Source organism: Nitrosomonas ureae (assembly GCF_900108305.1).
Taxonomy (GTDB): Bacteria; Pseudomonadota; Gammaproteobacteria; order Burkholderiales; family Nitrosomonadaceae; genus Nitrosomonas; species Nitrosomonas ureae_B.
In genome coordinates this window covers 1-25266 of the sequence record NZ_FNUX01000017.1, presented here as the reverse complement: position 1 = coordinate 25266, position 25266 = coordinate 1, and the positions used below count along the sequence as shown (strand labels likewise).

General features: G+C 44.4%; 26 protein-coding genes and 1 pseudogene. 14 read left to right on the top strand and 13 right to left on the bottom strand.

Annotation, left to right across the window (positions count from 1 at the left end; translation table 11 throughout):
- Positions 1 to 429: 429 nt before the first annotated feature.
- The 4 genes from C4S39_RS09990 to C4S39_RS09975 all read right to left on the bottom strand — a co-directional run bounded on the left by C4S39_RS09990 (position 430) and on the right by C4S39_RS09975 (position 3073).
- Positions 430 to 1437, bottom strand: a complete 1008-nt coding sequence (locus tag C4S39_RS09990; protein ID WP_258039394.1) for a hypothetical protein — start codon at positions 1435 to 1437, stop codon at positions 430 to 432.
- Between the two features lie 123 nt (positions 1438 to 1560).
- Positions 1561 to 2004, bottom strand: coding sequence for a conjugal transfer protein TraM (locus C4S39_RS09985; RefSeq protein ID WP_103966875.1), 444 nt, complete (start codon positions 2002 to 2004; stop codon positions 1561 to 1563).
- Positions 2001 to 2732 carry a nucleotide-binding protein gene (locus tag C4S39_RS09980; protein WP_103966874.1) on the bottom strand — a complete coding sequence of 244 codons (732 nt, stop codon included), beginning with the start codon at positions 2730 to 2732 and terminating at the stop codon, positions 2001 to 2003. The genes C4S39_RS09985 and C4S39_RS09980 overlap by 4 nt, the downstream gene beginning before the upstream one ends.
- Entirely contained in the window at positions 2732 to 3073 is a 342-nt protein-coding gene (locus C4S39_RS09975; protein ID WP_103966873.1) for a TraK family protein, read from the bottom strand. The genes C4S39_RS09980 and C4S39_RS09975 overlap by 1 nt, the downstream gene beginning before the upstream one ends.
- A 369-nt stretch (positions 3074 to 3442) precedes the next feature.
- On the opposite strand from C4S39_RS09975, the gene C4S39_RS09970 reads away from it, so the two are divergent.
- From C4S39_RS09970 to C4S39_RS09930, 9 genes are all read left to right on the top strand, one after another.
- A complete protein-coding gene (locus C4S39_RS09970; protein ID WP_103966872.1) occupies positions 3443 to 3796 on the top strand; it encodes a plasmid mobilization protein in 354 nt (117 codons plus the stop codon).
- 15 nt (positions 3797 to 3811) lie between these two features.
- Positions 3812 to 5434, top strand: coding sequence for a TraI/MobA(P) family conjugative relaxase (gene traI, locus C4S39_RS09965; protein ID WP_103966871.1), 1623 nt, complete (start codon positions 3812 to 3814; stop codon positions 5432 to 5434).
- A complete protein-coding gene (locus tag C4S39_RS09960; protein WP_103966870.1) occupies positions 5434 to 7278 on the top strand; it encodes a type IV secretory system conjugative DNA transfer family protein in 1845 nt (614 codons plus the stop codon). The genes traI and C4S39_RS09960 overlap by 1 nt, the downstream gene beginning before the upstream one ends.
- 29 nt (positions 7279 to 7307) lie before the next feature.
- Positions 7308 to 7847 carry a conjugative transfer signal peptidase TraF gene (traF, locus tag C4S39_RS09955; RefSeq protein ID WP_103966869.1) on the top strand — a complete coding sequence of 180 codons (540 nt, stop codon included), beginning with the start codon at positions 7308 to 7310 and terminating at the stop codon, positions 7845 to 7847.
- A gap of 25 nt (positions 7848 to 7872) precedes the next feature.
- Positions 7873 to 8091, top strand: coding sequence for a conjugal transfer protein TraD (locus C4S39_RS09950; RefSeq protein WP_103966868.1), 219 nt, complete (start codon positions 7873 to 7875; stop codon positions 8089 to 8091).
- A complete protein-coding gene (locus tag C4S39_RS09945; protein WP_103966867.1) occupies positions 8078 to 10969 on the top strand; it encodes a zincin-like metallopeptidase domain-containing protein in 2892 nt (963 codons plus the stop codon). Before C4S39_RS09950 ends, C4S39_RS09945 begins: the two co-directional genes overlap by 14 nt.
- A gap of 134 nt (positions 10970 to 11103) precedes the next feature.
- Positions 11104 to 11484: a type II toxin-antitoxin system RelE/ParE family toxin gene (locus C4S39_RS09940; RefSeq protein WP_103966866.1), complete on the top strand. Its 381-nt coding sequence runs from the start codon at positions 11104 to 11106 to the stop codon at positions 11482 to 11484.
- Positions 11471 to 11785, top strand: coding sequence for a helix-turn-helix domain-containing protein (locus tag C4S39_RS09935; RefSeq protein WP_103966865.1), 315 nt, complete (start codon positions 11471 to 11473; stop codon positions 11783 to 11785). Before C4S39_RS09940 ends, C4S39_RS09935 begins: the two co-directional genes overlap by 14 nt.
- Positions 11786 to 11841: 56 nt before the next feature.
- A complete protein-coding gene (locus tag C4S39_RS09930) occupies positions 11842 to 12255 on the top strand; it encodes a hypothetical protein (RefSeq protein WP_103966864.1) in 414 nt (137 codons plus the stop codon).
- A gap of 149 nt (positions 12256 to 12404) precedes the next feature.
- Here the strand turns inward: C4S39_RS09930 and C4S39_RS09925 are convergent, their stop codons facing one another.
- The 4 genes from C4S39_RS09925 to C4S39_RS09910 form a co-directional block, all read right to left on the bottom strand.
- Entirely contained in the window at positions 12405 to 13130 is a 726-nt protein-coding gene (locus tag C4S39_RS09925) for a DUF2971 domain-containing protein (protein ID WP_258039393.1), read from the bottom strand.
- A gap of 188 nt (positions 13131 to 13318) precedes the next feature.
- Complete coding sequence (locus tag C4S39_RS09920) at positions 13319 to 14326, bottom strand: hypothetical protein (RefSeq protein ID WP_146059762.1); 1008 nt, start codon at positions 14324 to 14326, stop codon at positions 13319 to 13321.
- Between the two features lie 163 nt (positions 14327 to 14489).
- A complete protein-coding gene (locus tag C4S39_RS09915; protein ID WP_181023803.1) occupies positions 14490 to 15584 on the bottom strand; it encodes a DUF3800 domain-containing protein in 1095 nt (364 codons plus the stop codon).
- Positions 15585 to 16091: 507 nt separating this feature from the next.
- Positions 16092 to 16424 (bottom strand): HU family DNA-binding protein, encoded by a 333-nt coding sequence (locus C4S39_RS09910; protein WP_103966860.1) that lies wholly within the window; start codon positions 16422 to 16424, stop codon positions 16092 to 16094.
- A 206-nt stretch (positions 16425 to 16630) separates the two neighbouring features.
- Between C4S39_RS09910 and C4S39_RS15335 the strand changes: the two genes are divergently transcribed.
- The 5 genes from C4S39_RS15335 to C4S39_RS09890 all read left to right on the top strand — a co-directional run bounded on the left by C4S39_RS15335 (position 16631) and on the right by C4S39_RS09890 (position 20353).
- Positions 16631 to 17377 (top strand): hypothetical protein, encoded by a 747-nt coding sequence (locus C4S39_RS15335; RefSeq protein WP_181023802.1) that lies wholly within the window; start codon positions 16631 to 16633, stop codon positions 17375 to 17377.
- 155 nt (positions 17378 to 17532) lie between these two features.
- Positions 17533 to 17853, top strand: a complete 321-nt coding sequence (locus tag C4S39_RS15520; RefSeq protein WP_219817943.1) for a type I restriction-modification system subunit M N-terminal domain-containing protein — start codon at positions 17533 to 17535, stop codon at positions 17851 to 17853.
- A 2-nt stretch (positions 17854 to 17855) separates the two neighbouring features.
- The gene (locus C4S39_RS15515) at positions 17856 to 18128 is read left to right on the top strand and encodes a hypothetical protein (RefSeq protein ID WP_219817942.1); all 273 of its coding nucleotides are present in this window, start codon (positions 17856 to 17858) and stop codon (positions 18126 to 18128) included.
- Positions 18119 to 19438, top strand: coding sequence for a cobyrinate a,c-diamide synthase (locus tag C4S39_RS09895; protein WP_103966859.1), 1320 nt, complete (start codon positions 18119 to 18121; stop codon positions 19436 to 19438). The genes C4S39_RS15515 and C4S39_RS09895 overlap by 10 nt, the downstream gene beginning before the upstream one ends.
- A 9-nt stretch (positions 19439 to 19447) precedes the next feature.
- Positions 19448 to 20353, top strand: coding sequence for an ABC transporter substrate-binding protein (locus tag C4S39_RS09890; RefSeq protein WP_103966858.1), 906 nt, complete (start codon positions 19448 to 19450; stop codon positions 20351 to 20353).
- 191 nt (positions 20354 to 20544) lie between these two features.
- Here C4S39_RS09890 and C4S39_RS15845 read toward each other — a convergent pair.
- The 5 genes and pseudogenes from C4S39_RS15845 to C4S39_RS09855 form a co-directional block, all read right to left on the bottom strand.
- Positions 20545 to 21059, bottom strand: a pseudogene (locus C4S39_RS15845) (IS3 family transposase); the annotation flags it as partial.
- Between the two features lie 1162 nt (positions 21060 to 22221).
- A complete protein-coding gene (locus C4S39_RS09870) occupies positions 22222 to 23073 on the bottom strand; it encodes a hypothetical protein (RefSeq protein ID WP_103966854.1) in 852 nt (283 codons plus the stop codon).
- A gap of 11 nt (positions 23074 to 23084) precedes the next feature.
- A complete protein-coding gene (locus tag C4S39_RS09865) occupies positions 23085 to 23750 on the bottom strand; it encodes a helix-turn-helix domain-containing protein (protein WP_103966853.1) in 666 nt (221 codons plus the stop codon).
- A gap of 19 nt (positions 23751 to 23769) precedes the next feature.
- A complete protein-coding gene (locus tag C4S39_RS09860; protein ID WP_103966852.1) occupies positions 23770 to 24573 on the bottom strand; it encodes a TIGR04255 family protein in 804 nt (267 codons plus the stop codon).
- A 109-nt stretch (positions 24574 to 24682) separates the two neighbouring features.
- On the bottom strand, positions 24683 to 25087 hold the full coding sequence (locus C4S39_RS09855; protein WP_103966851.1) for a hypothetical protein: 405 nt from the start codon (positions 25085 to 25087) through the stop codon (positions 24683 to 24685).
- Between the last annotated feature and the right edge of the window lie 179 nt (positions 25088 to 25266).

The following is a 25266-nucleotide window of genomic DNA, read 5'->3' as shown; positions in this document are numbered from 1 at the left end:
TAAAATTAAGCTAAAAATTAGCTACAAAAAATTGAAAAGTTTTAAAGGTGAGTTATACCTTCTACTAAATGTGAGTTATACCTACTACTTATTAATTGAAGTGTGAGTTGCGCCTGCTACTTTGTGTGGGTTATACCTACTACTTTATATGGTTTTATCCACAAGATTTGAGTTTAAGTTCTTGATTTGGTTTTTTGTGTTGTTGATGTGTGAGATAAACCTTCTACATTCTTGCTGATGTGTGAGTTATACCTGCTACGTTATGCGGGTTTATTGATAGATGTTGGGTTTGCATCAATAATTTGTTTTTTTTATGTTCTATTAATACATTTATTTGTGACTTTTTAGAATTCTAATGTGAGTCACACCTTCTACTTTTTATCAGATATGTGAGTTATACCTACTAGTTTACATGAGTTTATCCAGATATTATGCCTTTGTATCAATGACTTGTTTTTCTGTGTCATTGACACGTTTATTGGCGGCTTTTTGTTCGCTTATAAATTGATTAGAAGGAAAAATTGTATATTTCACATCAGTTATTGCACGGCTTTCTTTACGTTCGTCTGTTTCATAGCTCGCTATGATATTTTTTTCTTTTAATTCGTCTAATGCTGAAAGCACTTTTCTTCTGTTATCAATTTCTCTGCTCTGCTGCAATAATCCGCTATTTTTCAAATCTGAAAACATGAAATGATAATTATTGATAAGATTGGCGTGCCGGTAACGATTGATTAATTTCTTATAAATAAAGCGAGAGAGTTGTTCATCGCAGCTCATCAGACGATCATAGTTAAATTGTCTGTATTCAAGGCGATTTATTGCATGGCTGATAAACAGAGGTAATCTGCCAATATGGTGAGCGTCGGTATCAGCTAGATATTCCTCACGGCCAACGGTTACCAAATCTTGTAGTATAGCTCCACTCCAAACTTCTTTTTTATCCTTGAACAAGGAAATGTTACATTTATTCATGACTTCGATAGCGTGTTTTATCTCATTCCGACTTCGGGTGCGTCCTCTTGATTTAAGCTCCCGATGTATCATGCTTAAAGAAAAACGAACCCAGGTTTCAGCTTTATTGACATCATGAATGCCATAATTTTGAATTGTAAGATATTTCTTTAAAGCTTCCTCGACGAGTTCTTCAGTAACACTCGGAAAGAAGGCTTTGTAGCCTCCGTCTTTTTGTTCAATTAGAGCAGGTTGAATCTTAACGCTGCAGGAAATGCCATCATATGAGAATTCCATTTTATATGGGTCAGCATGCCCTGTCTTTGTGCGTAATTTTTCAACTTGTTTAGGTGTGAAAAAATATTTCGGAATACTTTCCCATATTTCAACGGTATTTGAAACCTCACTTTTGTCATTGGTGACAAACTGCGAGAACAGATCAAGCTGAAGGCTTTTGATGTACTTTTCTGGAGGTTTTTTCACTAGCTTATATCGTGTATGAGAGATCGTACATTTATTTACAGACGCATGCGTAATTGTACTATTAATTTTCTGTGTGTTACTCATATCAAAACCTCTGAAATATTTTCCCGGATAAGATAAGTCCTAGAAAACAAGTACCATAACCAGGACAGCAATGAAGAACAGGCCTGTGGCCAATAAATTGATGATGGCTGCTTGCCTGGTATTTCTGACTATCGTTGCTATCTCTTTTATTTTCTCGTTAAAACCCGATTCTATTTTTTGATCGATTGACTCAAAACAGGAATTAATTATTTGTTCGGTTAACAGATTGGTGTTGCGAGAGCTTGCCTGTAGCAGCGAATTGGCTTTATTTTCCGTAGCTTGTGACCATTGATTGATATTTTCTTCCAAGGTCGAGCGAAAATTATTTAAAAGCACCTGGTGCGCTTTAATATTTTCCTCAAGCAAGATTTCATTGAGTGTGTGAATCATTAATATCGGATCATCATCCGTGAGGGCAATGCCGTGTTTGGCAGCGACTCTCTCAATGATCTTATTGAAATGATCCAGATCAGTCGTTGTCATGCTAGAACAGCGGCTACATTCTCAATGTTGGTGAAAAGCTGTTTCCTGATAATATTTAGCCGCTGACGCACCATGATGGGCAGGGATTTGCTCTCCAGAGCTTCACTGAAGGTTAATTTGGATTGTAATATTTCACTTAAATCCTTGCCGAAAGTGTCCGCTTTATAATTAGGGATTCTGATAATGGCTGAAACGCGGCTTTTGTTATCCAGATAAGTTTTCATTTCCTCGAATCTTTTTCCATCCATTTCTATTTCTCCCCAATAAGGGTTCAACCAAACAACAAACAGCGTATCAATTGGAAAGGATTCGATTAAATTCGCAAATCCTGTAAGGGTGTCGAGTAGCGCCTGGCTGCCTGTAATGACTGTATGAATAACCAGTTCATGGCCCATGTCTGGAAGCAGGGCAGGGATCTGGTTGCTGATGAGATAGTGCGACATGGGCACAAAGGTACTGGCACCGTTGTCAATAATGACGTCACTTTCCGATTTGGCGATGAGTTCAATCAAGTCGTCAAATTTTCTCGGATCAATTTCATCGCCGGACATCACATTAATCTTTCGCACGTTTAGCTTTTTGAATCCGTGGAATGTCGCATTCACGGGATCTGTATCAACACAAATCAGTTTTTTACCTTTGGCCAGCTTGTGCTGAGCCAGCGTTGATGCGATGAAAGATTTACCGACACCGCCTTTGCCTTGCAAAATCATATGTATTTTAGCCATCAGATTAACTCCTCTTTATCAATTGACGAACGATAGTTAAAGCCATGGTTATCCGGTTCCCGAGAAATGCCGGCTACCGGCTGCCCGTGCTTCTTCCTTGCAGATAAATCATCCGGTTTAGCAAAAATGTGCCTTTTGACAAGATTCCTGAACCAGAGATAGGAACAACCTATTTTTTTCTCATCTTTTAGCGTCGACCATATTTGTCGCATTGACCATCCGTCATGAAGTGCCTGGCTGATTTCTGTTTTCAGGGCCAGGAAAGCAGGTTCATATAAATTCCTGCGACCTGGATTCTTCTGCTCTCTCATAGAGATTCGTTCGGATAACGATGGGCTCATGACAAATTCCTGACTGTTATTTGGCGTAAAAATTATCAAATTAATTACAGTATCTTTTAGGTATTCATTTACTTCCTGTTTAGTCTAATTTGACTTACAACTGTTTGTATTTGATGCATATAAAGACAAGCTACAGACACTCTTTAGTACTATTTAAATATTATTATATCCATATATTATACATTTGCAATGTATTTGTTTAATGATAATATTATTCGTGTAAACAAACTCTACCGGGCAAGATATGTGAAGTTAGCTAACTTTTAAAAAAGTTAACTCACATCACACGGATCTTATTCGCACATGACTGTGCTCAACGAATCTTGCTCTGCGAGGCTATCAACGCCAGAATAATTTTTGAGGTGCGTCATGGTTCAAAAGCGGCTATTACATTTTCGAGTGCCTGTAACGTTGGATGAAGAGCAGGAAATCAGAACAAAAGCCCGTGATACGGGTTTGTCAGTGGCCAAATACATGCGTCAGGTGAGTCTAGGATACTTTGTGCCGAGCGCCATCGATAATCAGCAAGTAGAGAAATTATTAAGAATTAACGGCGATTTGGGCAGGGTAGGGGGGTTGTTAAAGATGTGGTTGACCAATGATGTCCGGCTAAAAATAACCAGCAAGGCAGAAATTGAAGCGACTCTGGTTGCCATACGCACAACGCAAAACGCTATGCTGGATGCGATCCTGGAACTCAGAAACAAAAAGACAAATACTTAACGGTTAATTATTGCGATGATCGCTAAAATCATACCCATCAAAACAGTGCGTAAAAGCAACTATTCTGCGCTGATACAGTATCTGACCGATCCTCAAGACAAGAGTGAGCGTGTCAGTCAAATCTTGGTATCAAACTGTTATTCAGATGATCAGACAGCAGCGCTGATAGAAATACAAAACACACAGGAAATGAACACTCGCGCCAAATCAGATAAAACCTGCCATTTGGTGCTGAGTTTCCCTGAAGGAGAGCGTTTATCCTTTGCCGATCTGAATGCAATTGAAGAGCGATTTTGTGATGTGCTGGGTTTTACTGGCCATCAACGATTCAGCGTAGTTCACGATGACACCAATAACCTGCACATACATATCGCGATCAACAAGATACATCCTAGAAACTTAACAATTCACAATCCCTATTATGATTACATCAAAGTAGCGAATCTTTGTGAGCAGATCGAACAGGAATATGGTTTAACAAAAGTTAACCATGAAACAGTGAGCGATAAAGCGTCAAGAGTGGCGCAGGAAATTGAAACCAGAACCGGTGTGGAAAGTTTGCTTGGCTGGATCAAGCGAGAGGCACTCACTGAAATCAAGCACGCGGACAACTGGCAGGATTTACATCAGGTTCTGGCAAGACATGGCCTTGTAATTAAAGAGCATGGCAACGGGTTTGTACTGGTTGCCAATAATAATGTGGCCGTTAAAGCCAGTTCGGTTGATCGCTCTCTCTCCAAAGGGAATTTAACTCAAAGACTGGGTGCATTTATACCTAGTGAGCATTCTGATCAACCTTCGCGTTCGGACACAAAACAATACCAGCCAAGACCGCTGCAAAACCGAATAGATACTTCAAAGCTTTATGCGCGATACCAGCAAGAACAGAGCGATTCAGCCAGACAGCGCACAAACCAATGGGTTATGTTGCGCCAAAATAGAGATCGATTAATAAAACGCGCCAAACAGGAAGCAAAACTCAAGCGCAATCTCATTAAAAGCATCAAAGCTGGGAGATTAGCTAAAAAAGCGCTATATGCAACCGCATATCGGCAGTTCAAAACAACGATCGGAGTCATTAGAGGCGATTACCAAAAAGCCTACCAGCACTCTAAAACCCGTCATTCCAGAATGGGGTGGCTGGATTGGTTAGCATTTGAGGCCAAAAATGGTAATGCTGAAGCATTGGCTGTTTTGCGATCCAGAAGATCCGGTCAATTTAAGGGTAACCAGATAACGGCCAAGCAAAACAATGATGGTTTCAGCACCGATGGTCACTTCAAGAATAATTTTGTTGAATCGATCACCAAAATCGGCACAGTCACTTATAAAGCAGGATCAACCACCATACGCGATGACGGTAAACGGCTCATCGTCCTGCCAGATACATCGCGCGAAGCCTTGGCGGATATTTTACAAGTGGCCTTGAAGAAGTACGGTAGCCACCTGGCAATCAATGGAACTGAATCGTTTCGTCTTCAGATAGCACAGGTTGCGGTACAAAACCAAATGCGCATCACTTTTGATGACAAGCGGCTTGAACAATACCGCCAGCAGTTAATGAAACAGCACAGAGTAAATAGCGCGCAATCGGTAGGTCGGCAACGATCCACTTCAACATCCAGAAGGAGTCTTTGATGAATAAGAACAGTCTGTTATCTCAAAACAATAGGAATGTTAAGAAGGATAGGTTCATCGTTCGACTATTATCCGTTGCGTGTCTGATCGGAGGATTACAGGTAGCTACCCAGTATTTTGCTTACAAATTCAATTATCAACCGCAATTAGGCACGCACCTTTTTCACATTTATGAGCCCTGGTCAATTCTGCTATGGGCAAATAAATGGTATTCCCAGTATTCAGGCATCATCGATCTGGCGGCAGGTTTCGGCATTTTATTTTCAAGCATCGGTTTGATATTGGTGCTGGTCATTAAAATGGTGCTGGCTAATTCATCCAGAACTAATCAGGGGTTACATGGCTCGGCCAGATGGGCGAATAAGCAGGACATTGTCGCTGCAGGGTTGCTGTCAACAGGCAAGAATAGTAAAAGTAACAAGAGCGACGCCGTTTATGTCGGCGGCTGGCGGGATAATTCCGGCAAAACCCACTATCTGAAACACAGCGGCCCGGAACATGTGCTGTGTTACGCCCCAACTCGTTCTGGCAAGGGTGTGAGTCTAGTGATACCCACTTTGCTTTCTTGGACTCAGAGCGCGGTCATTACTGATCTCAAAGGTGAGTTATGGGCATTGACTGCCGGTTGGAGAAAGCATCATGCTAAAAACAAGGTGTTGCGCTTTGACCCGGCATCTTTGAAGAGCGCGCATTGGAATCCGCTGGATGAAATCCAGATTGGCAGCGGCATGGAAGTCGCCGATGTTCAAAACTTGACCACCTTAATCGTGGATCCGGATGGCAAGGGATTACAAACCCACTGGCAGAAGACCAGCCAGGCACTTCTTGTGGGTGTGATTTTGCATGTATTGTATAAATCGGAGCGAGAAGGAACTCCGGCCAACTTATCGACTGTCGATTCAATGCTATCTGATCCAGATCGCGATATCAGGGAGCTTTGGATGGAAATGGCCATGCAGGATTATCTGGATGGCAAGAGTCATCCAGTGATTGCAGCCAGTGCGCGCGATATGCTGGATCGCCCGGAAGAAGAAGCCGGTTCCGTGTTGTCGACAGCCAAATCGTATTTGTCCTTGTATCGCGATCCGATAGTCACGAGCAATATCAGCACATCGGACTTTACAATCCGTGACCTCATGCACCATGACAGTCCGGTCAGTTTGTATATCGTGTCTCACCCCAATGACAAGTCGCGGTTGCGTCCTTTAATCCGCATTCTGATCAATATGATCATCAGAAAGCTGGCGGATAGAATAACGTTTAAAGGTGGTCAACCAACTGCGCATTACAAACACAAGCTGTTATTGATGCTGGACGAATTCCCAAGTCTTGGAAAACTTGAAATCTTTCAGGAATCACTCGCATTTATCGCAGGCTATGGCATCAAAGCCTATCTGATCTGTCAGGACTTGAATCAGCTTAAAAGCCGTGAGACCGGCTACGGGCATGATGAAGCGATCACTTCCAATTGTCACATCCAGACCGCATTTGCACCTAACCGGCTTGAAACGGCGGAGCATCTATCCAAACTGACCGGACAGACAACAGTCATCAAGGAGCAGATCACCACCAGTGGCCGCCGGTCATCGATGATGCATGGACATGTCACCCGTACCCTGCAGGAGACGCAGCGTGCGTTATTAACACCGGATGAGTGTATGCGACTGCCCGGCCCCATGAAAGATGCTGAAGGCAAGATCACCAAGCCAGGCGACATGATTATTTATGTAGCCGGTTTTCCCGCGATCTATGGCACGCAGCCTTTGTACTTTCAGGATGAAACCTTTACTGCACGGGCACAAGTAAATCCCCCGAGCTTAAGCGACAAATTAACCGCACTGTGAGATACCTCGAACGCATGAGAATCAATTTCATGAAAAAACCAATCAAAATCCTAGCTGTATTTGTTCTAGCAGTGAGCGTTAGCCTTTTTGTGCTGAGTATTGGTGCAAAAATCAGCGGGATTTATATCAATACCACGCCAAGTTTGCCTGTAGGTTTCTACAAAGTCGTTGATGAACCAATTGCAAACGGCGCTTATGTTGCTTTCTGCCCACCGAAAAATGAGGTTTTTGATATGGCAATGGATAGATCCTACATCAATCAAGGCAATTGCCCTGGTGGCTATGGTTTGTTGTTGAAACGTGTGTTTGCACTATCCGGAGACAGTGTTTCCATTGATCAGGCTGGCATCTTTGTGAATGGTGAATATTTACCCAACAGCGCCCAGTTAAAGACCGATGCTGAGGGTCAACAATTGCCGCAATACCGGATGGAAGCTGTGCTGGGTGATGCTGAATACCTGCTTTTGTCAGACGTGAACCCCCAATCCTTTGATGCGCGCTATTTCGGACTGATTGCGCGTGATCAGATTCAACAGGTTGTTCGTCCGATTTTTACCTGGAGTCATTAATTAAAAATTAAAAGGAGTCAAAGCCATGCATAGACCACCGATTGATGTTGAAACCAACAATCCTGACATACAAGAAGTCATAACGGACAAGCTACTCGATGCTGAGATACCGGGCTTCCAGGCTGAATTTGATCCTGTTGAAGCGCAAATGCTAGGCGCATTCACGGAAGACGCCTTGAGTGAACAAGATGCGCTAGATAGCACGATTGATCATATAGCGGAGGTTGAAGATGAAAGAGGCTAAGAAGGCTTTTCATGAACAAGTCGCCGAGAATCTGATTGAGCAACTTAAAAAAAGTGTAGCCCCCTGGCAAAAGCCTTGGAAACCTGGTGATCTGCTTGCTGCATTACCTGTCAATCCAACAACCGGAAAACGCTATCGGGGAATTAACAGCCTGAACCTGATGAGCCGTGCGCATACCGATCCGCGTTGGTTAACGTACAAGCAAGCGGTAAGTCTTGGCGCGCAGGTGCGTAAAGGTGAAAAAAGCACGCTCGTGCAATACTGGAAATTTACCGAGGAGCGCATCAAAGAAGATGATAACGGGAATCCTGTTTTAAATAGCAATGGTCAGCCCATTAAAGAGCAGGTCAGGCTTGAGCGTCCCAGAGTGTTTTATGCCGCCGTATTTAATGCTGAACAAGTGGATAATCTGCCAGAACTTGACATTAAATCCCCCGACTGGGACCCATTGGAGCGCGCAGAACATATCTTACAGTCATCCAATGCCGTGATTCGTCATGGTGACGCAGACAATGCATTTTACCGGCCATCAACAGACAGTATCCACTTGCCCCACAAGCACCAGTTTCCGACCCCGGATCGGTACTACGCAACAGCCCTGCATGAACTGGGCCACTGGACAGGCCATGAATTGCGTTTAAACCGTGACCTATCGCATCCATTCGGTAGCGAAGGCTATGCCAAAGAAGAATTGCGCGCCGAGATTGCCAGCATGTTATTGAGCGGTGAATTGGGTATTGGTCATGATCCAGGACAGCATGTGGCTTATGTGAGTTCATGGATCAAAGCGCTGCAGGAAGACCCCACCGAAATTTTTCGTGCCGCTGCTGATGCTGAAAAAATCCAGGATTATGTACTGGCATTCTCACACCAACAGGAAATTGGACAGAAAATTGATGCGCAGGAGGCAATCAGGATGGATCAAATCAAGCAAAACAACGCTACCTATTTACAGGATCTCTCCCCTGATCTGGCCACCATCGCGTCCCGTAATATCAAACTATTTCAGGATCTGACACAGACTATGCCGATCCAGGATCAGGATGCCATCATTCTGGTAGCCGATGCGCTTAAGTTTTTGAGGGGCGGCGGCATTGATAATCTGGAGTTTGAAGAAGTATCTGAAGAAAAACTGGACTTTGGAATTCCGGCTGACTGGAATGGACAATTGCAGATTCAGGGTAATGTGATTCAAACCGAGGAAAATGAAATTGAGTCTATAGTATCTGCTCAAATGCTGAATTGTGAACCGCAATTCTGGGGCGTGTATATGCAGCGCGATGACCAGACTTTCCAATGGGTGAAAGACTGTGAATCCAAACAAGAAGCGCAGGAATTGACGGATCTGCTTGCACTCATCGATGCCGCTGCAGAAAAGAATGAACATGAAAAGGCCGCTAAGCTTGCCCAAATCCATGAAAATCGCATCCGAAGTGACACGCTGAGTGCGGAAGAAGCGGTGTCAGAAACCAAGGTCGAGCAAAATGCCCAAATTCATCAGAACCAACAAACCACTAGGCGAGCGAGCCAACAAAACGAGGGCAATGCTCGTCAATATTTATTTGTTCCTTATCGTGATAAGGATTTGGCAAAGGCTGCGGGGGCTCGTTGGGACAAAAAGGTTAGATCCTGGTATGTAGGACCAAAAGCAGATATTCAGACATTACAACGTTGGTTGCCGGAGAATGTTTCCGGACAGCAGGAACCGGCTATCGATCCGCACATAGAATTTGCTGACTTGCTGCGCGCTCAAGGTTGTCGGGTTGATGGCAATCATCCGGTGATGGATGGTAGCAAACACAGAATTAAAGTTATCGGTGACAAGTCCGGTGAGAAATCAGGTTTTTATGTAGCGCATCTGGATGGGCATCCTGCCGGATATTTCAAGAATAATCGAACCGGTATAGAGACTCGCTGGAAAGCCAAGGGGTATTCGTTAACGGATGAGCAGAAAGCAGAGCTTGTGCTACAGGCCACTATCAAGCAACAAAACAGAAGAGCCGAACAACTGGCGCTGCACATCAAGGTTGCTGATGCCCTTCAAGAATTGTTGGCGATAGCCCCTGCTGCCGGTTCAGATCATCCTTACTTACTGGATAAGCACGCAAGACCAGGAGATCTGAGAATCGTGCCACAGAATGCGGATGATTTGCCCAATGATTCAATCATCAGAATTGGTCAGAACTGGCAGGAAGTCAAAGCGCTGCGCGAAGAACATCCTGACAATTTGGTATTTACCGCCGGTGATTTGTTGCTGGCCGCACAAGATATTCATGGACAAATCTGGAGTGTGCAAACGATACAGGCGAGTGGTGCAAAGCTTTTTGCAGCGGGTAGCAGAAAGGAGAATAACTTTCATATCGTGGGAAATAACGGTCAGGGACTGGAAGCAGCCATCAATACAGCACCTGTCATCGTGATTGCTGAAGGGTATGCCACCGCAGACACGCTATCCCAGGCGCTGGGTTATCCTGTCATCGCCGCATTTGATTCGGGCAATTTATCCAAAGTCGCGCAGGATTTGCATGAAAAGTATCCGCAAAAGCCCATCATTATTGCCGGAGATGATGATCATCACCTGGAGTCAACTCTTGGCAAAAACCCCGGCAAGGAAAAAGCATTGGAAGCAGCGGCATTGGTGAATGGTGTTGCGGTATTTCCGGTTTTTGCACCTAATGAGCAGGTATCAAAGAGATTAAATGATTTTAATGATCTGGCCAATAAAAGCGTGCTGGGGATTGATGCCGTCAAACGTCAGGTCGGATCGGTTGTTGAAAAAGTATCTCAGCAGGTTAAACAGGTCAGTTTAGCGAAGTTACAAACCCGTGTTGAACCAAAGCGGCAGGAAATCAAGCAAAAACGGGCATTGGTCAGGTAATATAAATCCGCTGCTATTTCTTTAGGTGACATCCTCATTGGAATATACGAAGGCATTCAAAATGATTTGTGTTATAGGTTTCGGCTTGCTAGATATATCACTGAGTGCTATATTATATTGAAGGCAGATACAGGATGATAATTTACAAGACACGATGGTTTGATCGTTGGGCAAACAAACAAGGATTGACCTCGCCTAGTCTTTGCGCCGCTGTGCGTGAGATGACTGAGGGACTGTATGATGCCGACCTCGGCAATGGGCTGCTGAAAAAACGAATTGCGCGACCAGGGCAAGGAAAGAGAAGCGGCTTTCGCACATTGGTCGCCACCAACAAAGAAAACCGTTGGATATTCTTATTTGGCTTCCCAAAGAACGAACGTAGCAACATCGACAAAGATGAAGAGGTAGCCCTAAAGCTGTTGGCTGCTCACCTGCTGTCACTGACAACACAGGCACTCGATCAAGCACAACATGCGGGAGAATTAATGGAGGTTAATTGCGATGCGCAAGACTAAATCAACCATTCTTGAGGCTGTACATGAAACGGCCAAGGGTTTACATAAGGCTGGTGTGCTTGATCAAGTTACGCTGCGTGAATTCGATCGATTGTGCTTGCCGCCTATTGAACCGTTGGGACCGGAGCAGATAAAACAAATTCGCGAAGCCACACGAGTCAGTCAGGCCGTATTTGCTGCCATACTAAATACCAGTGTTTCGACAGTACAAAAATGGGAAATCGGACAGAAACGGCCAACAGGTACCGCTCTTAAGTTGCTACATCTTGTGCAAAAGCGCGGTCTGGAAGCTGTCGTCTGAATGGATTAATTTCCTTCTCTTGCAGCAATCTATGTACTTACGCAGCAGAGGCACCTATGTGCGGTGGTATTGAATACCAGGATCAGAAGATTTATTTCCCGCAACCGGATGCACGCTTGCCTGTGCGGCTACGAGATGGCAATGTTACCTGGATAACGTGGGGCAGACGCAAGGATGAAGCCATCGGTAAATTTCCGAATGGCGGCTGGGCACGGTTGAATTCCATCAAAAGTGGCAAATGGAAACCCTGGCACCCAAGACCGGTTTTAATTGCTGCTGAACAGTTCATGGAAAAAGACCATGACAATCAATCCCACTGGATAGAACTGGATAAGCGAATGACGATTCAAGGATTATTGGCAGAAAGAGACAAAGAAACTAGGATTTATGTGGTGACTATCGACGCACCACCTGAATATGCCTGGATACATGACCGCTGGCCGAGATTGGTACGATTGGCGGATCAATAATTAGTCTCTATTCAATCTGTAATATTAATTGGCTGGATTCGGCCATTTAGAACCAGTCGCAACGACTTCGTAAATGGCTGATCAAAATCGGAAAGCAGCCATTCAACGCCTAAGTTAACCGGCATGTGCATTGAACCGCCAGTTAGCCATTACCAACTGTTGAATGGAATTTCAGACAAACGTACGCCCACGTCAAGGAAGCCGCCTTCTTTCAGAAACTCTTGGACTGAGGATGCGCACCGCTGTTGGTTCGGGTTCGGGCCGACAATAACCTCTTTGAGCACACCCCTTTTTGCCTCACTAAGAACAAGAAGTTCGATGTACGGGGCTAAGTATGACTTGGCCGCACGAAAATTTCGTGGGATTTCTGGGTTATGAGCGACTATGCGCCACTCTGCCTCCTCATGAAAACCTTGGTTCTTGAAAAGTGGTGCTACTTCAATAATCTGTTTTTGTAGCCATTCAAGCGCTATTTTAGCTTCAGGTTTGGCAGCACCTTCGCTTGTGAAGAGGCGATAGTCGATTTCTGCATCAACCTGCTCCTTCGGAGATAACTGATTGTACTTCTGCCGCGTTATATGTGGCTTCGGAAATCTTTCAAGGCACTGCTTCACTAGTGAACTGATGAAATTTTCTTGATCTGTATGCTGATAAATGCATCGCTCAAGGCGATACCCCCGATCAAGGCAGAACTTCCTTAATGCGTCAATATCAAAACCAAGGCACAAGCCTGCACCTGGAGGGCTGTATCCGCGCCACTGACTCAATAGATCTGGCTTTTCGCTGAATGAGGCAATAAAAAGGTTGTCTGGGCGCACTTGCTCCATGGCATGTCGTACTGCCCAGCCAAATGCAGCAAGGTAGTCGTCTTCCATGAAGATAGATCCGGCAAAATGCTTTGCATGATCCAATCCATGAAAGAACTCGCTCGAATCATTCTGGTATGATGTGTGAGTAGCCCATATGCTTGAGCTCTGTAGTATACCGATGAAACCATTAAGGCTTGTATAGTGGTAAAGCATCTTTACTTGTGAAGGCTAACGATTGATGGGTTGTGCCATAGTTAATGACCAAGGCCAAAGTCTGTGTATCCCTCTGGCACCTTTCCATACAGTGCAAGACCAATTAGTCCCATCAAGCCCGGAATCGCGGGCCCCTTTTGATGTTGAAAGATTAAGCGCCTCAGGCGTCGTTTGTATTCCGCGGAAACAACCGATTTGAAGAACAGACTATTTTTCGGAAGATGGCCTTCAGATAGCAGGCTGAGGCTGACAGGAAACTCTGAGGGCCCTAAACTGGCGCCATTGGGGAAAATTATTCTGGGTAGGAATCCGACGAGACCTGTGCCTTGTTTGTCCCATAGGTTCGTATCTAAGAAACCTTCCCTCGGCAGGACTATGGAGACGGATCTAGGCCCGATGGCAGTGCTACGTTTCGACGCCTGTTCTATTTGTTTTGATGCCATACGAGAAACATTGAAAGCATCAGCACCGGCGATAACTAAATTACGGAACCGCTCTTTTTCAGAGCTTCGGACCGTTGTGTCTGTCCCCCCGAATATGACTTCTGGTGTCTCAGCTACCTTGAAGTAGAAATGAACACCGTCAAAGTGATATTCCCATTCAAGTTCAGTCTTTGAAGACCACGGGGCATCGAGTCGAAATGTTGATATTACCCCGATGAACGGCCAGGGGACTGCTTTGTGATAACCGATGATGTGGAGCTCGATAATCGAATTCTCCATTCGATGTATTCGCCGGAGCCTCTCAAGCGCGGCCAAGAGATCAATTGTGAGATTTAGCGAAAGAGAGCCGAATGCCAATGACGAGCTGCATGATTTGGCAAGAGACTCGGAGATGATGTCGTACACCTTCACGATCTTGCCGGAGTCTGACCATCTCGCTAGCCCTGTGTAGGAAATATCGGCAGTAAGGCCATCGGAGTGAAAGACGATGTGCTTGTTGAATTTTTCGTCAATCGAGGTAAATCGCTTTCCAGATTGAACGCTTATGCGCATATCGGAGCACGACAATGCATAGTCATGGCCGGCGACGGTAATTAGCAAGGTCACAGGATTAGTATGCCTAGCGCCAAAGATAAATGGCAACAATGCGAAGCATTATTGTCCGCGTTGAATGAATAGTTGGGCTGGTGAATGATGCTAGTGCCGTTGACATGCTTCAGTCTCCGTTAGATAAGAATGGAAAAAATTGCGCAAGCGCCTGTGCGCATAATCAGTATCCACCGATGCCAAAGAGAATATCTGCCATATGATGAGAGGCAACCAGATTTATGCCTATTCCTCTCGATCTATTGCTGTGCAGGACTAGTGCATCAAATGATTCTTTCGCGGCGCGGGGCGGGGATTCACCTTTCAGTTGTGTCCAGTAGTGCCGCATAACCATACCGGAAAGTAGGTCGGCGACTTGGATGCCCGGATCGTCGTGGGAAACGGTGAAAAACAAATCTGCGCGCTCATGAAATTTGTAATCAGCAAAAGGAGGCGAATAGCCGCTCTTTGTTGAGTCGAAGCTCTCCACTTGTTTTTTTGATTCTTTAATTATCTCATCAAAATGAGCCTGCTCATCATGGATGATTCTGCAAGATGCCAATTCTCCGCCTTGATAGCGGTTTATTCTGGCGTACAAATTTGTGAAGCATGAAAAATTAGGTAGCATCCAAACTACTTGCCCTCGCTTCCCTTCATCCGGGATGGGGAGGAATTGTTTGTTTGCGTCCGCTCCCTCCATTTCAATTATGTTTTCAAAGTCATCTTTACTTTCATCTACGCACCACGCAAGTTTTTCTGCTATTTCGTGATCTTGACTTTCGATCTCTTTTTTAAATAGGTCAAAGAATTTTGAGACGCTGTCATTTGAAGGCGTCTTAAGCGTTTGCAGGAAGGCGAAGAATGTTGCATTTGGAATGCGGTGATATATGAAGTCTGAGAATATATTCTTTAGGTAGACAGTTTCTTCTGATTCTTTCGTGTTGAAGTATGGCGGCCAAACAAAATAGTTTGTTATATTGATCGCGAGTAGGTATTTTTTGTCAACGACTTCAATGAAAAATGGGGCCCCATTCGATGTGAGGTAATTTGTTACCTCAAGAAGAAAGTCTGGCTTCTTCTTGTATATGTTACTCAATTTTAGCTCTTGAGAGTGTACGTTGTATTTTTTTCTTAAAGTTCCCAACTTGGCGGACAACGCTAAGGTGTCAGAGATCCCGATAGCAGCCAAGCTAAAAACGGGTTGGCCGCCAAAGTCCATATCTGGGCCAGAGAGGCTTAAATCTCCAGTATTGCCGCTTTCGTCTATGTAGTAATTCATCTTTGATTTCATGCCTAGGGTTATTGCCGCGTCTAACATAGTTAAAAGAGGCCTAACGTAATGTATACGACATCAGTTGTCCAATATTCCAATGGATTTGTCGTATAACTCCAGTTGTTTATGTTTGAATAATTGACTTTATGGATTCCCATGAATTCAACACCCTAGGTGGGGTTGATAAACACGACATTCAGCCGGAAACCAAAAAGAGAATACATCTTCTAAGTAACCAAATACCAGTCAATCAAAGAATTGCTCGATATGACTGCTTCGGGTCGAATTCAGTCAATCAATGTCGATTGAATAAAGACTAATATTTGAAGCTGTCAATTCAAGTGTGAGCTACTACAGATTAATAGTCGTTCAAATTTTATTTTGAATGATCGATGAAATAACTGTAGGCATTAACAGAACCTACAGTATAATTTTCTTTCATATAACCTTCTCCAGGGAATTGTTATACTTGATGATTCCCTGGTCCTTCCCATCAAAATTTACCTGATCTTATTATTTCTTTTTTTCAGTCTTTTTAGGTTTTGCTGATTTGGCTGCATTGGTTTTCTTAACAGCGGCCGCAGCATCAGACAGGGCTTTACCTGGCTTGAATTTAACGACCTTTTTGGCAGGGATTGTGATGGTTTCGCCGGTCGCTGGATTGCGGCCTTCACGACCTGCACGTTCTGTTACTGAAAAAGTACCAAACCCCACTAACTGAACATCGTTGCCGCTTGCCATGGTTTCTTGAATAACTTCAAGCAATCCGTTCAACATGGCAGTTGTTTCAGTTTTTGTGGTTTTAGAGCGAGTAGCAATGGCTTCAATCAGTTCAGTCTTGTTCATGAGGGCACCTTATTAGTGGTTTAAGAAGTGGATGGTAATCTAGCAGGATATAGCTATAAATCAATAATTTTCAATAATTTTATGTATTTATCGCCTAAAAACCTACTTTATTCGCAAATATAAGACACAGTAGGATTTCAATTCTCAATGAATTGCTTTTCTGTTCGCTATAAGTCTATGCTTACATTTTCTATTTAGACGGGATTATGTGGTCACATTTTTTCGTTACAATTATTTTGTTTGCTTCATTATCGGTCAATGCAACCACTGTTTATGACCGGATAGCGCAAGGTATGACGCCAAATAGCATGACACTGATCGGTGAATCTCACCAGCGCCCAGAGTCTATTGTTTTCTTTGATTCACTGATCACGCATCACCTGCAACAAAATAAATGCTTGACAGTCGCGCTTGAAATTTCCAGCGGTCAACAATCATTGATTGATGAAATTCAGCAAGGCCAAGCAACCGTTGCAAATATGAATATAGCATCGCCAATTGATCATCCACCTTTGCGAAAACTGATCCAAGATCTGGCTGAGATGAGAATTAATGGCAAGTGCCTGAAACTGGTTGCTGTGGATGCGGATTTTAAACCCGGTGTTGAACGTGATCAGTGGATAGCAAAAAAGTTGATAAAGCTATCAGGTGAGGCGCCAGTTTTAGCATTACTCGGTAGTCTGCACACTTTGAAAAAAGTTGATTGGAAGTACGAAGAGTTAAAAGAAGAAATCTATGCTGCTGGGATTCTTGTATCCAGTGGATATGACGTAAAATCCTATCCGCAAGTCTGGACGGAACGTGCCTGCAATACTCGGACTCGACTAATTCGCGCAGACCAGCCGGAAGCTACCAAACTACTCAATAGCAAGCTGATTGCCTCGCTTAATGCTTTTGAAATAAAGAAAGCAACTGATGCTATTGACGGTATTATTCTTTGGGAGTGTAGTTAGTAATAAAGAATTAACCCCTTCTTTATACAACGAGAAGAGTAATCGCACAGCCCTTTGTTATTTTCTATTTCAGTATTTTCATGTTACCTATACCATTATGGGTAAATAGAATACAAATCAGCAGCAAAAATAATAAAAATCAGAATTAAGGACGTATGAATCATCATTCTCTCTCAGCCTTCATTTGGTCGGTCGTCGATCTGTTGCGTGGCGATTACAAACAATCCGATTATGGCAAGATTACCCTGCCATTTACTGTGTTGCGCCGTTTGGATTGCGTTTTGGAATCTACCAAAGCCGCTTTGCTGGCAGAACATGAAGAGAAGTTGAAACTCGGCTTAAATGCCGATCATTTCCTGCTCCGTAAAACCGGGCAGAGTTTCTTCAACACCTCGCCCCTGGATATGAAAAAGCTGATGGGCGACCAAGACCATATCAGGAAAACCTGTTTTCCTATATCCAAGGGTTTTCGGTAGCGGTGCGGGATATTTTCGAGCGCTTTGAGTTTTATGCCCAGATAGACAAATTCGCTAAATCCGGCCTACTGTATCAAGTTACCGCCAATGTGGATTTACACCCTGATAAAATCACTGACAGCCAAATGGGGCTGGTGTTTGAAGAACTCATCCGCAAGTTTGCCGAGATTTCCAATGAAACCGCTGGGGAACACTTTACCCCTCGCATCTGTAACGCCACCAGAAACAACACATTTTTAAGCTGTATTTTGTCGAGTAAATATGCATGGCAATGATGGTATTGATCGGCGCGCCTGCCAGTGGTCAAGGGAAAACAACGGTCGCCGCCGGTATTGCGCGCGCGTTCGTACAGCAAGGCAAGCGAGTACGCGTATTCAAAGCCGGACCTGATTTTATAGATCCATTTTGGCTAACGAATGCCAGTGACGCGCCAGTCTACCAACTAGATACCTGGATGGTAGGCGAAGAAGGATGCCAAGCATTGCTCGCGGATGCCGCGCAAGTAGCTGATATAATATTGGTTGAAGGCGTGATGGGGTTGCACGACGGCACACCCTCCAGCGCCGATCTCGCCTGCTTACTTGACTTGCCAGTGCTGCTGTTAATTGATGCATGCGCAATGGCACAGACATTTGGTGCCCTAGTATACGGCCTTGCTAACTATGACACGCGACTGAACTGTGTTGGCGTGATTGCCAATCGTGTTAACAGCGATGGTCACGCACAGTTATTGATAGATAGTTTGCGCGGCGATGTGCGCTGGATGGGAAGAGTCGCCTCTGACCCCAATATGGTGTTACCAGAAAGACATTTGGGACTGGTGATGTTTGATCAGCATCAGGAAACAATGCAAAAGCTCGACTGCATTGCTCGACAAGTATCGCTGCATCTTGAATTGGCGCTACCATCCGTTGTGCCATTGGCGGTATCACAGCCAAAGCCTGAAAAATATTTGCACGGTATTCGCATTGGTATAGCACGGGATGCGGCCTTTTGCTTTTTGTACCAAGCGAATCTTGATCTATTGTTCGCCATGGGAGCCGAGTTGGTATTTTTTTCACCTTGCCAAGGTGATCGACTGCCGAATATAGACAGCGTTTATTTACCGGGAGGTTACCCAGAGCTGCATTTATCAGTTCTTGAAAAAAACGTATTACTTAAACAGGATTTACATGCACATGTTAATGCAGGAAAACCCCTTCTCGCTGAATGCGGAGGCTTGCTATATCTGTGTTCATCCTTGCAATTTATGGCTGGCAGTATTGGTCACATGGCAGGTATTATAAATGCGACGGCTGTTGTTCACGAATCACTGACAGCGATTGGTTCGCAACAGGGTGCCTTTCCAAACGGAATATTGCGCGGCCATACTTTTCACCATGCATCAATACAATGGCATGAACAGCCGACCCGACATGCACAAGGAAGAACGGGGAATAAGGGCGAGGCAATTCTGGAGCGCCAGTACCTGACTGCCTCGTTTGTGCATTGGTATTTTCCTTCATGCCCGCAAGCAGCGGCCGCATTATTTCTACCAAGCAATACATTGATCCATCAAAATATTTCCACATCTACAACAGAGTGATGATAATAAATGAAAGCGTGTTCTTTTCTACCTGCGGCAACCCACATGATGCAACACATGGGGCTAGATGAATTCTTGCATGGCGTTACTTTTGAGTGTCCCTCAGATCGGCCAAAAGTGATTCGCTCACACATTGAAGGAAATACCTATACCAGCGCAGAAATAGAGCAAGTAGTTTCAGAGTCCATACAACAAGGTAAAAGCTTATATTACGTAGACGAAAACCTGTTGTTAGAGATCGCCCCCGATGTCATTTTTACGCAGGATGTGTGTGATGTCTGCCAAATCGATACCAGTGATGCTGCACGCGCCATTTTCAAACTTCCTAAGCAACCCTTAGTAGTGCCGCTTACGCCACGACGACTCAATGATGTATATGACAACGCCATCAACATTGCTCGTGCACTAGGGCGAGAAGATGCCGCACACGCTTTATTAGCACAACTAAAAAAACGTACTGACTATATTATCGACACGCTACGCGCTCATCGTGCGCCACTAAAGCGGGTGATGGTGATGGAATGGATCGACCCCATCTATAACTGCGGCCACTGGATTCCCGATCAAATTGCTCAGGCAGGCGGCGTGGACATGCTGGCAAATCCGGCGGGGTATTCTATTGTTACGCCGTGGGAAAAAGTTGCGCTTTACGATCCTGAAGTGTTAGTCATCGCCCCGTGTGGGTTTGATATTGAAAAATCCACACAAGCAATATCTCAACTGAACACTCGCGAAGGATGGAAAAAATTATTGGCTGTCAAGAATAATGCGGTTTATATTGCAGATGCCAACTTGTTTACCTGTCCGAGCACTTATTTAGTTGATGGCATCGAATTGTTAGCTTCTTTATTTCACCCGGCGTTATTTTCCTTTGAAGAACGCTTCGCCAAACATCACATTCATCTAAAAGTGTAAACATACCGCCTAGACGCAGAATCAGGATGGAATCAACATTCAAGTTCTGGAAATAAACAACCGTGGCAAGACCACGGAGAATCGCAAATTGAATGTTTTGAGTCATCAGCCGATAAAAGTTTATCCCAAAACGAACCCATAACGCCAGGTTGTGAAGTGGCACCATTAACCTGTACAACCTGAAAGCAAAGTTACAAATTTAAGCTCTGACAAGGCGGGTAAATCAAGCTCAGGCAGCTTGATGAATGCCAATAAACTTCATTCGGTGTTTGGTTATCAAGATTCTGATGAAAACGCTCCTGATTATACCAATCAAACCACTGAGTCAGGTTTTGCCTTACCTCCTTCAAGTGTTACTGAATGCTCTGGTGTATAAGAGCTCATACTTGACTGTACGCCATAGCCGTTCGATAAAAATATTATCATGATAGCGGCCTTTGCCATCCATGCTGATCTGAATGCCGTGGTTTTTCAGGATACAAATCCATGCTTCTGCGGTAAATTGAGCGCCTTGATCGGTGTTGAATATCTCCGGGCAACCGTAGTCCTGGATGGCAGCTTCCAGTGCTTGGATACAAAAATCGGCATCCAGTGTGTTGGATAAACGCCAGCTCAGCACTTTGCGAGAGTGCCAATCCATGATGGCAACGAGATAACCAAAACCTTTCTCCATCGGTACATACGTGATATCCGCCGCCCACACTTGAACTTTAAGGGTGGAGTGACTGCGACTTTAGTTGAAAACAGCTTTCTCCTTATGTGAACCATACCGATACAGATCTCGAACTCGTGACGTAAAACCCCAGTAAATCATCGAAGAATTTATTCATGTTGATACATGACAAGGAACCACCTAGTGACGCTTCTGGCAGGGAGATTGTATAGAGCTGTTAAAATCTATCCTCATATTATCAAAGATAAAGTTTTAATAAAAGAAGGGATATATTGCCAAAGTATTATGATAAATAGAGAAGCTAAATCGAAAAGTTGGCACTTTGGTAAGACAAAAAAATGTTAAAATTCAAAGATGAGATGGATAACAGCCACACACATCGCAAACTAGGCAAATACACAACAACGGGACTGCCAAGAAATTCTATCGGAGTTGGTAGGACGACTCATCTTGAAATATTGGTGAGTAGCGGAATCGACCCAAATCAGCCTGTCGATTTAGCCAAATGCTGTCATTGGAGGTGCGTCATCAATGGCATTCTCCACTCGCTGAATCGAGCGGTTTCCACCGCCTACCAATGCTGAGAATCAACCACTTGATTCGTCCGAGCGTAATTCATTGATTTGTATTGTCAAAAAAATATGAATTTGCGGACTCTGCACTTGCATGACGGGTAGAGGAGGAGAGAATAAAGGCGCAAAGAGAGAAAAAATGTGCCAATTTGTGGGATTTAGCGAAACCTCGAAGTCCGCAAAAACCCTCAAGAATCCCCGCGAACACCCGAGAGTAGGTGAAAAAAAACCAATGAAGGGTTGGTCTTTGGTGTTGGTGGAGATTAGGGGAGATGAACACTGGTACGCAAGATTACTAACAAGTGCGGAAAGCTCAGGATTCCTTTGAGTTAATGACAGCCGACGCAAAGTGATTGGCAATATACTATATATAATTTGATCAATGAAATATAAACAGATGAGAAGCTGTGTGATTAATTAGGTGCCATATTAAGCTAAATAAACAGTCAAATATGGCAAATTATTATCCCAGCAAAGCAAACTTCACTTATGACTTGGACACCTTTTTGAGCAAGAGGCCTATCCAATACCGCAGGCGCGAAGGCAAGCTGTAGTAAAAATAAATCCAATAGTGTAACAAGTCGCTGAGCTACACATTAACATATTGCTTTGCTGAAAAAATACTAGAGTGTGATCATGGGTTGTGGTGGATCGGTCTGAAGACTCATGTGCTCCAAACGCCATTGCTTGAGCATTTCTCTCTGAGCAACAGTTATCGCGCTGTCTGACATCGGGTCGCAATACTGAAGACATATATTTAGCCATCCGACTTTTGGCGAATGAAACGCTGTCTCGAAAAGGTCTTCTAATTCTTTCGCTGCTTTCGTGGCAGCGATTGCCGCGATCGGCTCATCCTGAGAGCTGTCATATAAGACGATGATTCCAAGCTGATAAAGATCTTCCGGGGTTTTACGTTCAACGTCCTTGCCTTCGTCAAGATCGAATAATAGCGCTCGGATATGTTCCCCTCCGGCATCTAGAATGCTTTCGATTTTCTTAAGGAAAGTTTTTCTTCCTGGAATAGTTGCTGCTCTCAGACGATATTCAAAGGCCTCGGGAAATGCAGCTCGATGGTAGCGGGATGCGAGCCATCTCTGGAGAATCCCGACACCACGTCCATCTAGCCACATATCTTGGCGTGGATGGGTCGCAAACAAATTCGACTTGGCTATTGATTGTTTTGTAGTTGCTAATAACTCAATCGTGACTGGCCCGTTCTCCGTTAGGTACTCGATATGAAGTCGTCGAGCCGTCTTGCCGTATGAATCCCCGCCCAGCTCATCGATACGCCGACCGATAATCACTTCAGAATCTGGTGCTTTGTCAACTCCTGCGGCTAGATCACAATCGTGAGAAATAACAACAACAAAAGGCTGATCCGTATTTTCTGAATTCTGTAGATTGAGTGCTTTCGCCGCTTCATCGGTTAGGACATCGCCTTGACGCCATAAAAGTTGCCGATCGGTGACTGCCATTTACTGATCACTTACACGTCTTCATTGACATGTGGCGTACCAAAGTCGATGTCGGTTAAGGGAGGATTGGGTCGCCCTGCAAGTCTAGCAGCCAGGTGTTGACGTTGCTGCGATTCGCGCGACAGCGTGTCAACGAGCATCCGCGCCAATTCGATAGCTTTGCCATCTTGTTTTAGAGATTCCAAAATTGACTGCCCACCTCCAATCTTCCGGCGAAGTATCTGAGGGGTGACATCAATTCCCGACTCTAGGAAGACATCGGCTACCTGCGCTAATTCGGAGAGCAGCTGAGCATTCCTAGCGGATAGAGGCCCTCCTTTAATCCATTCATGGACAGCCTGCCGCGACACGCCAAGAACTCTGGCGAGTTCTGAGACCGAGATTTTTGTGACTTCACGTATATGTGAGATATCTCGAGCAGAAGCGCTAACTGGAGCGGCGGTAACTTTACGTTCTCCATTAATTTCGATCTGGTTGATGTGCCAATTTGCTGTGGCGGCACTAGCATGTAAATAGGTAGGGGATAATAATCCAAACGTCCCGGCAACGCAGTAGGTCAGGATGCGTCCACGCAAATTGTTTGATTGGATGGTTTTAAGAGAATAGTCATCTTCCTTAGCAAAGGTAGTCCGAATTGTTGATCGTGGTAATCCGTCAACTTGATAGGTTGCATACATAATTTATCTCCCGGTTTTGTCAGTCATTCCAAGCTGACACAGCAAGTGGCATTACTGTTGCCTCAAATGCAACACCAACACCTTCTCGCAGTATTTTCAGCTGAGATTTTATGTGTTCGAGATCAAAAGAATAGCGTCCTTCGATCGAGGCATCAGTGTCGATGATTGCATGAATACCGTTGATTTTACCAAAGCGGTCAATAATTTTTACACCTATAGGTTGAAGATCCATCGGGAATCCAAGTGGCCCCCCTTGAATAATCGTTCTTGCTAAGACGTTACATTCGGCAGCCTGTATATGTGTTTCAGAGAACGAGTGGGACACTCGAACATCACTAGGCAGTCGACTACTCAGTCCCAAGACGCCGGGGGCTAGAAAATCTGGCAAACCATCTTCACCTTCAGGAGGAACGACTGCATCAAGATATCGTAGACCAATCCGTTCTGTATGGGCTAGCGTCACACATTCGTGCACAATAGCCAAGCCTCGCATGAATTCATCAGAAAACGTCTCAAACGTATCGTATTCGGTCGTATGAAAGGACAAAGCATTCTGCTCGACAATGAATCCTTTTGTACTGTCCGTGCTGAAAAACATCAGCCTCTCAACCTGCTCAACGACGGGATTGTGCGGCTGCGAGGGATCTCCCATCTGTGCGGTCAGTGTGAATGCCATAGAAACACTCTTTTTAAAGTCGGGGTAGCCAGCTTTCCGCATACGATCTTGTATGTCGGGCGCGTATGAACCCAAGCGCAGGACGGGATTATGCCGAACTTGCGCAATGGTGAAATACACCGGTGCGTTCTTCATTTTTTGTCCCATAGCACTCCCCAATTGACATCAGATTTGACAGTTTACACTTTGATTGACAGATTGAGAAGTTATTAGTTCGCATAGCAATCATGCTATGTTCACACGAAATGCAAAGAACTTAGATGTGTGAATTATCTTCCGGGTAACCAATGCTGAAAATCAAACACTTAATTAGTCCGTTCATAATTGATTGATTTATATCATCTAAAAAACACAAACTTGCGGATTTCGCACTTGCAAGACGGGTAGGGGTGGAGAGAATAATGGGCAAAGAGAAAAAATAAGAGAATTTGTGGGATTTCTTGAAACCTTGAAGTCCGCAAGAATCCTCAAGAATTCCCGCGAACACGCGAGAGTAGGCGAAAAAAACCAACCGGATGAAGGGTTGGTTTTTGATGTTGGGGTGGGTGGAAACCGGTATCAAACCTGTTCTCATCAACGCCAAAGCATCTTCGCTTGTGAAGGCTAACGATTGATAGGTTGTGCCATAGTTAATGACCAAGGCCAAAGTCTGTGTATCCATCTGGCACCTTTCCATACAGTGCAAGACCAATTAGTCCCATCAAGCCCGGAATCGCTGGCCTCTTTTGATGTTGAAAGATTAAGCGTAAGCGTCCAACCCCACCACCTATTATTGCTTCAATTTAAGTGATTGAATGAATTCCGGCGCAAATGGCAACAACTCGTCAATGCGGCTGTTAG